The 12,586-nt window shown below is 51.5% G+C and carries 9 protein-coding genes; 5 read left to right on the forward strand and 4 right to left on the reverse strand.

Annotated features, from left to right (window positions below; genetic code table 11):
• Window positions 1–423: 423 nt before the first annotated feature.
• The 5 genes from ACR0BU_RS23430 to tnpC all read left to right on the forward strand — a co-directional run bounded on the left by ACR0BU_RS23430 (window position 424) and on the right by tnpC (window position 5,248).
• Complete coding sequence (locus ACR0BU_RS23430) at window positions 424–1,416, forward strand: glycosyltransferase family 2 protein (RefSeq protein WP_480739291.1); 993 nt, start codon at window positions 424–426, stop codon at window positions 1,414–1,416.
• Entirely contained in the window at window positions 1,416–2,735 is a 1,320-nt protein-coding gene (locus ACR0BU_RS23435; protein WP_480739293.1) for a glycosyltransferase family 2 protein, read from the forward strand. Before ACR0BU_RS23430 ends, ACR0BU_RS23435 begins: the two co-directional genes overlap by 1 nt.
• A 200-nt stretch (window positions 2,736–2,935) precedes the next feature.
• The gene (gene tnpA, locus ACR0BU_RS23440; RefSeq protein WP_320243751.1) at window positions 2,936–3,316 is read left to right on the forward strand and encodes an IS66-like element accessory protein TnpA; all 381 of its coding nucleotides are present in this window, start codon (window positions 2,936–2,938) and stop codon (window positions 3,314–3,316) included.
• On the forward strand, window positions 3,313–3,660 hold the full coding sequence (gene tnpB / locus ACR0BU_RS23445; RefSeq protein ID WP_320243749.1) for an IS66 family insertion sequence element accessory protein TnpB: 348 nt from the start codon (window positions 3,313–3,315) through the stop codon (window positions 3,658–3,660). The genes tnpA and tnpB overlap by 4 nt, the downstream gene beginning before the upstream one ends.
• A 70-nt stretch (window positions 3,661–3,730) precedes the next feature.
• The gene (gene tnpC, locus ACR0BU_RS23450; protein WP_480739294.1) at window positions 3,731–5,248 is read left to right on the forward strand and encodes an IS66 family transposase; all 1,518 of its coding nucleotides are present in this window, start codon (window positions 3,731–3,733) and stop codon (window positions 5,246–5,248) included.
• 125 nt (window positions 5,249–5,373) lie between these two features.
• Here tnpC and ACR0BU_RS23455 read toward each other — a convergent pair whose 3' ends face one another.
• From ACR0BU_RS23455 to ACR0BU_RS23470, 4 genes are all read right to left on the reverse strand, one after another.
• Entirely contained in the window at window positions 5,374–7,065 is a 1,692-nt protein-coding gene (locus tag ACR0BU_RS23455; RefSeq protein ID WP_480739296.1) for a hypothetical protein, read from the reverse strand.
• 357 nt (window positions 7,066–7,422) lie between these two features.
• Window positions 7,423–7,776 (reverse strand): hypothetical protein, encoded by a 354-nt coding sequence (locus tag ACR0BU_RS23460; protein ID WP_480739298.1) that lies wholly within the window; start codon window positions 7,774–7,776, stop codon window positions 7,423–7,425.
• Window positions 7,777–8,667: 891 nt separating this feature from the next.
• Window positions 8,668–9,099 carry a hypothetical protein gene (locus tag ACR0BU_RS23465; RefSeq protein WP_480739299.1) on the reverse strand — a complete coding sequence of 144 codons (432 nt, stop codon included), beginning with the start codon at window positions 9,097–9,099 and terminating at the stop codon, window positions 8,668–8,670.
• A gap of 1,573 nt (window positions 9,100–10,672) precedes the next feature.
• Entirely contained in the window at window positions 10,673–12,427 is a 1,755-nt protein-coding gene (locus ACR0BU_RS23470) for a retron Ec67 family RNA-directed DNA polymerase/endonuclease (protein ID WP_480739300.1), read from the reverse strand.
• Window positions 12,428–12,586 lie beyond the last annotated feature (159 nt).

Raw genomic sequence — 12,586 nt, forward strand, 5'->3', positions numbered from 1 at the left:
TCATCGGTTCATCGGTTCATCGGTTCATCGGTTCATCGGTTCATCGGTTCATCGGTTCATCGGTTCATCGGTTCATCGGTTCATCGGTTCAAGAACCGTCGCTGCGCCTTGGCGCAGACAGCAGCCCTCAACTAGTCAACTCACCTTACATTCTGACACCCGGCCTCAGGCCGGTCATCGCTCATGGGGTAATTGGCGGTCCGATCCTGGTTTTCGGATTGGATGGTCTGACACTATCGTCCCAGACCCCCGTGACGGCGGATTCGCTGTCTTGCCCGCGCGGCCCTGGACCAATACCGACAACACGGAACCAGAGACGAACACACATCGTGTCCTATGGAGGCTGCATCCCAGCTGATCGGGCATACAAGCCGACTAGCTGTCAGGGTTTCATTCAAACCTCAGAAGAAGAGAAGACTAAGTATGGAACATACCTCCAAGAGCCTTGCAAATCTTGCAGTTGTTTGTCCCGTCTTTAACGCGGTGAATTTCATCCCGGAGCGGCTCTCCATCTTTCGTGAACTTGTTGCTGCGGGCGCGCAGCTTGTCTTTATTGACGATCTTTCGACGGACGGAGGGTTTGGCACTCTTGCGACAGAGTTCGGCGGTGCTGAAAATGTCGAACTGATAAGACAGTGCAGGAATGGCGGTGCCGGGGTTGCTAGGAATGCTGGTTTCAAGTCTGTCGATCGCCCCTACACTCTGTTCTTTGATATCGACGATCGACTAGATATTGAGGCGCTCGTTCGCGCAGTGAGCCTGGCAAAGGATGCTACAGCCGACGTTCAGATATCGTCCTACTACGTAGAGGACGACAAGGGTAAGAGAAAGTGCTCTCCCATGGCTGGAGACGCTGGTATTCTCAGAGAGGTCAGGGAGAGGTTTTGCGATGAGTCATTCGACATAAGTGCCTTTCCAAAGCTCCTTCGGTTGACGAATTACCCATGGAACAAGATCATCAATACGGAGTTTGCTCGGGAGATCGACTTCCGATTTGGATCAACACGAGTGCAGAATGATGTTCTCGCGCATTGGACTGTTCTGTTGTCTGCGCGAAGAATCACGCTGTTTCCCGAAACCTACATAACCCACCTGGTTTCTCGCGACCTTGATCAGATCACGAATGACTTTGGTCCTAATAGACTCGAGATGTTCGATGCTCTTGAGCAGGTAGATGCAGAACTCCTGAACGATCCTGTAGCACGCTCTATTGGACTGAAAGAGTTCATGGTCTTCAAGGCCAAGCTTATTGGCTGGGCGCGGACAAGGATGAACCCGCAATTCGCGGGCGCCTTTGAGGATAGGGCCGTTCAGCATGTAAGAGGGACACGTGTGTCGGATTTGTTCTTGTTGCTCGGGGAAAATACTGGCCTGGCGGCGCAGTATTCCAAAGCAATTATGAAGAGATCACTGTAATGGCAAAACTCTCTATCATCATCACGTCCTATAACATTGAGAACTATATACTGGACTGCCTGAAAGACATCGCCGACCAGAGTCTTGAGGATTTTGAGGCGATCGTTGTGGACGACGGATCTACGGATCGCAGTGCGGAGATTGCCGACGAGTTCTGTCGCCGTGACGATCGGTTCTCTCTGATCCGTTTGCAAGACAACACCCCGGGCGGTGTCGGGACTGCCGCGAATGTGGGACTCAAGGAGGCGACGGGTGAATACATCGGATTTGCTGACGGTGATGACCGCTATAGCTGCGACATGTTCGAGCGTCTCGTGTCATGTGCGGACGAACACCAGACCGACATAACGCTGTGCAATTACTATGTTCTCGACTCCGAGACAGGTTTGCTGGACGTCCCTGCGGATGATCACAGGTGGCCGAGCGTCAAGCAGAACTGCCCGATTGTTCTTGATGCCGCGAGCCGTCGGAAACTTCTGAATTTCATTGCTGTCCCGTGGCGAAAGCTCTATCGCCGCTCCCTTATTGAGGAGTACGGCCTCCGTTTCCCGGAAGTCGACCATTTCTTCGAAGACAATCCGTTTCACTGGGATGTGGTTCTCTCTGCCAGGAGCGTTACCTACGTCGACGAAAAACTCTGCAAGCATCGGGTCAAGCGCAGCGGGCAAACGATGAGCTCTTCGCCGGAGAAGCTCTTCGATGTCATACGAAACTATGATCTGATCCGGGGTGTGCTTGTGAAGCACCGAGCAACGGAGACCTATTCGCTCGATCTTTTGGAATGGCTCTTTGCCCAATCATCCTGGATATCCCGAAGGTGCGAACCATACTACGCCGACGGGCTGATGACACTTCTAAAGAGATACTATCAAAGACATACAAGAAGCGAAATGCGGCAGCTTCTGGTTCAACACAGCCGCCAAGGTGCTGCGACCTTTATCGCGGCTGGCGCCTTTCTCGGAAAAAGTAGCGTTGTTCGTGCCTCCTATAAGAGGTACTCAGACAGAGGCCTGAAGTCAAAGTTCCGGGTTGCCTCTCTGAGAGGCGGTACTATTGAAGTCGCTAGACTAGGCTTTGTGCAGTGGCTTGAGGGGGTGCGGTCGGCGCTGAACTGGGTGTTTGAAGGCGTCTTCCTGCGACGAACCAGCCGCAGAGTTCGTGACATTGAGCGGAAGGCAAAGGAAATAGGCGACAAGTTTGAGGTAACGACCGCTGTCTTGCTTCTTATTGACGAGCGGCTGCAGAGGCTTGAGGGTCAGGCTGGCATCGAAGATGATCGGCCCGAAGAACGATCCGCGGCAGGGGGAAGTCGGTTTTGAACAACCCTCCAAAGCGCGCTTGCTAGCTTCTAGTCTCGCTCGGATGCAGCCCGCTTTTTCTGCCATTCCTTGCTGTCGCGAATTCATAGGAAGCGCACCGTGCAAAGTTCAATTGTAAGCGTCCGTTGAACCTGACCTAACGCGTGCCGCCGGTGGCAGCTAAGTGTCCACCATCGATAGTGGACACTTAGGGGCACTCTATGAGCAGGCGAAAGAAACGGTTTTGGTCGGACGAAGAGAAGCGCGAGATTTGCGCGCAGGCGACAACGCCGGGGATCTCGGTTGCGCAGGTGGCGCGCCGCTATGCGGTTAATGCGAACCTTATTTTCAAGTGGCTGAAGGACCCACGCTTTGCGCCAAAGGCGGAGGTGCCAGAACTGGAAACGATGTTTCTGCCGATTGAGATCGAGGCTGATGTTGCCGTTGGGCCAGCACCGATCGACGCGCCAATGCCGTCTCCATCTGCCCCTCTGTCGGCCAGCCGGGTCGATATCACCCTGTCGGATGGTCGTCGCATTCTGATTGAAGGGCCGACCGCGCTGACTGCTGTTGTCAGCCTTGTGCAGGGCCTGGCCGTTTGATCCCGGTCCCGAGCAATACGCGGGTCTGGTTGGCGGCGGGCGTCACTGATATGCGGCGCGGGTTCAATACGCTGGCGGCACAGGCCGAGAAGGTTCTGGACCTTGACCCGTATTCCGGACACTTGTTCGTGTTCCGGGGCCGACGGGGTGATCTCTTGAAGATTATCTGGTGGGACCAGCAAGGGGCGTGCCTGTTCAGCAAACGGTTGGAGAAGGGGCGTTTTGTTTGGCCCGCTGCGAAGGACGGCAAGATCAGCGTGACGGGCGCGCAATTGTCGATGCTGCTGGAAGGTATCGACTGGCGGATGCCGCAAAAGACATGGCGACCACTAAAGGTCGGGTAACCCAATAAATACAACATATTGAGCGCTTTCGGGATTCACGTTTTGTCCCTGATCCGGTATAGGATCGGCGATGCTGAAAGACCTTGATATCACGCCAGAAGACCCCGAAGAACTGAGGGCCGTGAACCGCCTTCTGGCGGATGAAGTCAAGTCACAGGCTTTGCTGATCGAGAAGCTCAAACACCAACTGGCGGGACAGAACAGGCATCGTTTTGGCGTGCGATCAGAGAGCCTGGATCAGCTCAACCTGACCTTCGAAGAAGATGAGGCGATTGCCCAGGCCGCATCTGAAGCGACACAGCCTGGGGCGCGGACTGCTGAAGACAAGGCACCGCGTCAGCACAGCCGCAAGCCGTTGCCTGATCATCTGGACCGGCATGATAAGGTGCTTTCGCCTGGTGAGGATTGCACCCGCTGTGGCGGCAAGTTGAAGACGCTCGGTGAGGATGTGACGGAAGAACTGGAGTATGTGCCGGGCCGCTTTGTCGTGAACCGGATCGTTCGGCCCCGCAAAGCCTGCGCAGGTTGTGAAGCAATCGTCCAATACCCACTGCCGTCACGCCCGATTGAGCGCGGCAGACCTGGCCCCGGCCTCTTGGCGCATGTGCTGGTGAGCAAATACGCCGATCACCTTCCATTGTATCGCCAAAGCCAAATCTATGCCCGCGAGGGCATCGACCTTGACCGCTCGACCATGGCGGACTGGGTTGGCCGGTCAACGGCCCTACTGGAACCACTTGCCGACGAGATCGGCCGGATTGTCCGGCGCGGTGCTGCGCTGTTCGCCGACGACACACCGGTTAAGATGCAGGCACCGGGGCACAAGAAGACCAAGACGGCACGGGTCTGGACCTATGTGCGCGATGAGCGGCCATGGTCGGGATCCTCACCACCCTGCGCATGGTATCAGTTCACGATTGATCGCAAGGGCGAACATCCCGTCAGCCACCTCGCAGACTACAAGGGATGGGTCCATGCTGACGGGTACTCCGGCTTCAACGGGTTGTTCGGGCATGACAAGGCCGACGAGATGGCCTGCATGGCCCATGTCCGACGCAAGTTCGTCGATGTCTTCACGTCCCAGGGCAATGCAATTGCCGAGGAAGCCTTTCGCCGGATCGCGGAACTGTATGCCGTGGAGAAGGACGCGCGAGGCAAATCCCCCGACGCACGTGTCGCGCTACGGCAGCCGCAGGCAAAGCCGATCTTCAATGAACTGGAAGACTGGCTACACGCCCAACTGCCCAAAATCTCTGGCAAGTCGCCACTGGCCCAAGCCATCCGCTACGCCCTTGGCCGGATGCCAAAGGCGCGACCGTACCTTGAGAATGGCCATCTGGAATTGGACAACAACGCAGCCGAGCGCGCTGTCAAACCCGTCGCCATCGGTCGGAAAAACTGGATGTTCGCAGGCTCAGAACGTGGCGGCAAAGCCATGGTAATCGCCTTCACTCTCATCGAAACCGCCAAGCTCAACAAAGTCGATCCGCAAGCCTGGCTCACATGGGTGCTCGCCCAGATCGCCGACCACAAGATCACGCGTCTCAATGAACTCCTCCCTTGGCGTTACGCTGCTAAAGCAGCGTAACAGTACGCGCATCCGCTCAACAGGGCGGGTTCAACGGACGGGCACAGTAAAACTCTAGTTTGAAGCCAAGATCTCACAGGACAATACGCCCTGCAAAATCTTGGAAACTGCAAACCCTGCGTTTTTTACTTAATGGCTATGTAAGCAGGGCAGTTTCGCATGTTTGGGCGCCCTAAGACATGTTGCAAAGTGAAACCATTAGCGGTTTCGACCTCAACAACAAAGACTGACTGACCAACTTTCCTCCGCTCGGCACGAATTGCGTCAACAGAGATCTGATCATCTTGTTGTACATCATCAGGCACAATAGCTGCTCGATAAACTTCCCAAAAACCCCTCGCAGACATCCCATCATTATCCGGTACATTTCGTTGCTTGCTAGTTGGGTCAAAAGGTAAGGAAACCAATTCAAATTCAGGAGATATGTACTTTATCCTCGTGGAATCTATATCGACAGAGTCAAAGAAATTCACCGTTCCCTTCCAAACCAAAGCGATTGAAGATAAATAGTTGAACTCCTCGATTACGTTCCCGTTGAGTTCGTCTGTGTGTTTGTAAGTATGAAAGCAACGACCGGAGAAGTCACGGGTATTAAGAACATCCGACAAAAGTAATCCATCGACACTCTCAGGAACAGGCGAACCACACTCTCCAAAGTTTCTGCAAGAGGTATAAAGATTTACCAACTCATTACGAACAAGGGAAAGTTCCTCACTCGGAACGCGAAAAAACCGCTCCCACAACTTTATGTCTTTTACCTTGTAGTCTTCGTATTGGCTCAAACGTTCGTCTACCCGAATAAGCGCACGATATACTTCACCGAGTTTTTCAAAATTTACCTGGTCAAACTCAACATTATCAGAAGATAACTGTGGATGCTGAATCACCACGAATGCTTCAGGCTTTGAGTTTTCGTAGGTGAATTCCGAGGACGCATCAAATAGCTTAGTTAAGATTTCAGAAACATTTTCTGGTTCCGACAGTTTTGCTTTCCCGACAAGTTGCCCCAAAGCTGCAACCGATGGTATTCCCGCACCGCCAACCGTCTCTACACGGGCAGAGACAGTGCCAACGGTTTCGGCCAACCTTAAGGCGTTGCTAATTGTATTTTGAAAGGAAGTCTTTGCCGTTGCGCCAATTTTCTCAATAGACACTCCCCCTCCCAAGCTACCAGAAAGCGTATTCTCAATCAGGATTTTCGTTTCATTATCGATGTTCGAAATCTCGATTACTACCTGAACTTTTGAAATTCGATTCCAGCCTCTAATAAAGTGTGTTCCGCATGACTTTCTGAATTGATTGTATTCAGATTTATCAATAAGCGTCGAGAAATCATCCTTCAGGGTGTACTCGCGGATCATGTCTCTACCGTGTAAAGCCGATGCTTCAATAATTAGGAGAGATGAATCGGAAGATCTTTTTAGATAGTTTTCGAATTTTCCAAAACTTTTTAGCGAGCTTTCAGCATTCGCAATTTTCGCAAACGTTGCCGAAGAAGACGCCTCAGCAGAGTACGAAAACTTGAATGTGTTTTCAAAATCCCTTGAGGATTTAATAAAGCTAAGGGAAAGCTTCGAATCGAAAGCCCCTTTCGTATCGGGCAAAACATCATCTAGCTCGTACTCGATACATCTTTCTAGCGGTTTAGAAACATCCAAGACATCTATCGTATCACCAATGACTAACTTGGACTCGCGACCGAACTCTACTTTAGAGAGACCATCCAGGGCCGTCGCAAGCGAGCTCGTCTGGCAATATACTGGCGCTCCGAAGCCACATGAGGCAAATGCCGCCACTAAAAAAGCAATATTTTTCATCTCAGTTCACAGCTCCAAGCAATTGATCAATAATCTCCTGCGGAAGTGATCCCGTGAATCCTTTGCCAATCCTTCCTGGGTCACCATTGTCACCTGGTATTCCCAAAGGACCCTCTTGACCTGGCTCACCAGGTTTTCCGGGATCACCAGCGCTACCACCTGGGCCAGATTTTTTCCGGTTTAAGTCGGATCCAAAGATTCCTCCCTTGCCACTTCCGCCATGACCGGGGTCGCCGCCTTTCCCTCCAGCACCACCTTCACCACGTTCACCGCCGAGACCTGGGTCACCGCCTATTCCGCCGTTATTCTGAAGGTCATGAGCCGGGTAGTTTCCTGCACCCTCTTGCACGGCCAAAGTTATATTTCCGCCATTTCCACCACGACCGCCGTCTCCGCCTGGCCCTCCATTTCCACCATCACCGCCGTCACCTCCTCGGCCGCCATTTCCGCCGCGACTGGCAGAATGACATTCGTTTGCGTTACCGCCGTCACCACCACGACCGCCTTGTCCTCCGTCGCCACCATCTGCTCCACGACCGCCTCTGCCTCCAGCTCCACCGTCTCCACCGGTTGCTTCAATGTATATTGTAGTTCCTTCAGCGAATTTCCTTGAAGTAAGAGCAATGTCGCCAGCCGGGTTTCCCGGTGACCCGTTAGCTCCTTTCGGAGCGACAAATTTTTTACCATCTTCACCCGGACCACCTTTGTCACCGGTGTCTCCGGATGAAGATCCATGGTCACCAATTAGACAGCCACTCGCACTGCGACCTTTTCCTTTTGGAGGTCTATTTTCGCCATCTTGCATTTTACGTGGAGCCCAAATCTCAGGCGTCGGAGACGCATCCTCGCCCGCAACACCTCTGGTATTTACAATGCGCACTTGTCCGGATGTGATGTCGGATATTCTTATGTCCAAACTGGAGATTGTTGTAAGTTCTGAGCCCTCGGTAAATGATAAGGTTCCACACCGTATAGTGATTTTGGGAGCAGGTTGGACAGTTGGATCAAGGTCTTTCGAATAGACCAATCGCACCTTACCAGTCACGTTAACGCCACTATAGCCGCTGTCGGCGCACTCGAAGAATGGTGTATCCAAGTTAACTTCACCAGTCCAAACGACTTGCTCGGCTGCGGCTAGTGAACTAGCCGAAAGCCACAATGCCGTAGATGCCCCTACCAAAAGTAAAATAGATCTAGAATTGGGTTTTGAAAATTGCATCATGCTCACCTGTTTGATTTATTGAAATAATTCTTCGAGAAGTTCTTCCAAGGACAACGGTTCAACGCCCCAAGTAACAAAGCCGGGATCACCTGAACGAGCACCGAGCTCTCCGTATTTACCATTTGCCCCGGATCGACCATTCCTTCCCAGTTTCCCAGAAGACCCGGCTGCAGGAGTTGGGTGGTGTCGGCTCCATTCTGTTATGCTTCCTGGAGTTCCATAGCTGCCACCAATGCCACCTGCACCCGGCGCACCTCCTCGGCCACCAGAGCCACCTTCACCAGGAGGTCCCCCGTTACTCTGTAAGTTGATCTTGTGGAGTTTGAGCTCGGGTGACGAAGGATCTACGAAAACCAGAGTTATTCTTCCACCTTGGCCGCCTATTCCGCCTCGACCACCGTCGCCGCCACGGCCTCCGTCGCCCCCCGCTCCACCGTCGCCGCCGTCGCCACCGTCTCCGGGACGATACCAAAAATTCCCATTTCGCCCGTCCGTTCCATCGCCACCACGGCCGCCGACACCGCCTGTGCCGCCGATCCCACCACGACCACCAGTCTCTCCTGTCCCTCCAGCGGAATAAATTTGAACAGAGGTAGGACCTGCGGTCTTGAATATCTCGACATGGATGTTCGGACCATGAAGCCCGGGTCGACCAGAAATACCATTTGGTGCGTCTCCACCCCTACTTCCATCACCGCCATTTTTTCCAGATATTCCAACCTGATATACACTTGCAAAGGGATGTTTTGGATAGGCAGGTTGAGCAAAGGCATGTGTTGCGCCTGCATCGCCGCGTTGTCCGCGTGAACCAATCTCCGCCTCTCCAGCCTCAGTTACTTGATCAGAAGCAACTCGGCCTTCTATAAACAAGGGACCGGAAAGCGTACGTACGAATATTTTCAAATCTCGATAGGTAACAATCTTAGCGCGTAGCAATACTTCTAGTGTATTGCATCTTATTTCTGCTGGAAGATCCGAATACGGAATTTCTATATCATCAAGGAGCTCCAATTTACTAATCGAAGCTTCAGTGCAGTCAAATAGTCCAGTTTCAACTATGCTTTTCCGTACAAGATCATTTTTGTCGGCAAGCGCAGACACTGAGGTGAAAACAATGCCAAGTAAGAAAAAAACGGAATACGCTGCTACAATGCTAATTTTGGATATCATCGCACATCCAAAACAAATTTATCGATTGTCACCATACAAGCAAAGTATCTTTGCAGAGCACTGCTCATAGCAACCTCCTCCATGTTGATCTTCAATTCCGCGTCTTTCGTCGCCGTGCGAGAACGCCCCGCAGTAATCAAGTGCATTAACACGCTGGCACTCTTTTACTGTTGCTTCTCTAGCAGCAAGCATCAGAACCCCTGGATAGAACTTTGGTTCTAGGTTACTACATGCATTAGAGGCATCAATTGACGATTTTGGGCAATAGGTGTTAGTTGAGCAAGTTGCTCCCACGACTCCTTCGCTCGCGTTCGCAGCGAAAGAAAAAATTGAAAAATATATTAAGATAGCCAAAGCTGCAAAAAATCTCAATTCGTTCTCCAACAAAGGTTTTCGAAATAGGCAGGTTTTTTTGAATAGGTAGTAGCGTACTAAAAAACTTCGGTTGAGTCACTAAAATATTCAATGCGATGAGTGGTTGCCTTCGACGGGCCTTGTTGCGGGACCTAATTCATGGTTGGGGCGCGTAGCCAAACCGCCCGATCAAATTGCCTTCTTGCCGATGCTGTAGGCTAGCCTGATCCGATTGGCCTAATGTGATTGTTAGTACATGATAGGATTTGGTAAATTTTGGCGATTGGTCTCGGTGCGGGTGGATGGTAGCCCAATGCGCCTTACGGTCGCTTTTTGTTAATAGATAAAAACCCTTAGAGTGCTTTTCTGCACTGAGCCGTAATCGACCCCTCAGTTTCCAGTCCGCTCCAGATCTCCTCTGGTGGGATCTCGATCGACCTCCCGCAAGACAGGGTTGCAGCAGTGGCAGGTCGAGAAAGCACGGGCGTGACAAGAACCTCCCAAACCGTGGACATTACATCTTCAGTGCGACCAATAGATATAGGCCTGACCTATCAGATCGCTTCAGAGGTGTCCGGAGCAGGTATCCTGTTGAACACAGGATATCGAGCACAAGGCGGGGAACAAAACCCGTACTTTGGGTTTGCGGTCAGTCACAGATTTTGAGCCGCAGCTCAACATCAATATGTCGAGTTCAACGGACGGGCACTGTTTTTCCACAGAATCAGCGGAAAGCTGTCATTCGCTGCGTTGCAGCCAGCAACTCACTGCATTTTTCAAAGCGGACATTCAAGTTTCCCCTGTTGATCGTCCCCCACTGAAGTGCTCCGCCTCACCGGTTCAATTTCAATCAATCCACACCTACGGGGTTCCAGTAGTTCCCGTTGTTGCCGCTGTTAATGTCATGGACACGACCGTCGTGTAGTGCGTCAAGCATTGGTCGATACGAGACAAAAGGTCCGAGAAACCTGAAAAATCTACGGTTGACGCGTTTGCACGTACAACTTTCTCAGCAAAAACAACTTTTCCATAGGCGGTTTCATCACCATGATCCTTCTTTTTGTCGAAGGGTTTTCCGTCGAGGACAGTCGCCAGCAACGCAGGTTGAAAAAGATCTTCAATGTCCCTGTCTATCGGAGGTGTAACTTCGGGCACTTTAACCAGATAGAGGTTGTCGCTGAGATGGTAGAACGGATCGGTCGTTGTCTTTGAGATCTTCTTACCGCATTTTTTTGCGGCATTTTTAAAGACTTTGTCTGGCCCCGCATCGTTGTCGCACAGGATAATCACGGGGTGTTGGAGCGGCTTGTGGACATACTTTTTGAGTATGTTTGAGTATTGTGACACGAGAGAGGCTTGTCCTGATGCACCATGCCCCAAGTTCAACACATCTCGTGTCGTTCCTGTAGGGCGAAGGAAATTGACCGAGTGTGTTATCTTTCCATCTTTCTCCTCCACCAATGAAGGAAATGATTTGGCCAAGGACCTGATCGCACACTTTAGGTAGGTGATATCAGAAATCCCTTCCGTCACGATCACGGGAGCCGAAGGCGCTACAAAGTGCTTGTACAGAAGGAATTTTCTGTAGAGATCGACAGGTGCATGAGGCGGCTTAAATTCTCCTGCTTTGACGGCGAGACGATTTACTTGTGGCTTTCGATCTCTACGTGCTTTCACAAAATAGATGTGTGACAGCACTCCTTCCACAGGGTTGAGACTGTCAATTGGTTCTGGAGCATCGCCCGACCTCCTGTAATAGGTGCCAGTACGGAACAGTGAGTTGCACATCGAACGAGCAGTGCGATAGTAGTCAGCATTAACGTTCGCCTTCGCGTTGACAACCAGCCCCGTCACTGTTTGTCGCGACTGACGCAAGGACATTCTCGTCTTACCTTCATTCAGTGTGAAGCCAGCGCGTTCGATTTGTTTGTTCAGTCGCTTACCAACTATCCATTCGCTGCCGTGAACGTTAATGGCAATCTCAGTTGGGAAGAGCTTGGCATTCGTTGAAAACGTCAAATCATCAGCATAGCGAGTATATGTACACCTTGTGTCACGCGCCAACGCCAGCAACCGTAGATCGAGAATGTTACCGATGAGATTTGAAATTACAGGAGAGCAAGGACTCCCTTGGGGGAGAGCATTATCGTGGCAGGCAATTTGCGCGATAATGGTCGCGATAGCTGGATCAAGGGTGAATACTTTGTCATGAATGAAAAAGCCACGCACTCGTCCAAAGTTCAAGGTACCAAAAAAATTCTCTATATCCACATTGAAGACAAATCGACGGCGACGATGCACCTCTGCATTTGAGAGAATTGTGCGATCTTTCTGAAATCCATGTGATGCGTGCCAAAATCTCGGGTGGCTTTTTTGGTGTTCGATCACGCACTCATATAGTAGTTCACCTAACCGTTTTTGTAACAACGAAAGTGATTTCTCTGGTGCATTGATCGTTCGCGTACCGCCGCTTTTTTTCGGGATTTCAAACGTTCGGTATTTTTGAGAGGTGGGCAGTTTGTAGAGGACATAGCTTGCGCCCTTCGGGGTAAATCCAAGAAGTTTGGCAAGGTCTGTTAAGTTTTTTGCGCTTTGTAATTTCTCTAAGGTACTCAAAATAAACTCTTGTTGTTAGGTGCTTACGGGCACTCTTAAGCGAGGTTTACCGATCATCAGAAAATCGACAATACCGAAAGGAACTGAAGGTAGCAGCCTACCTACCGTTGTTGTCATATGCCGCGATGCGCAGCAGAAAGTCTGCCCGTAAGCTCGGGC

This window comes from Ruegeria sp. CK2 (genome assembly GCF_056536585.1).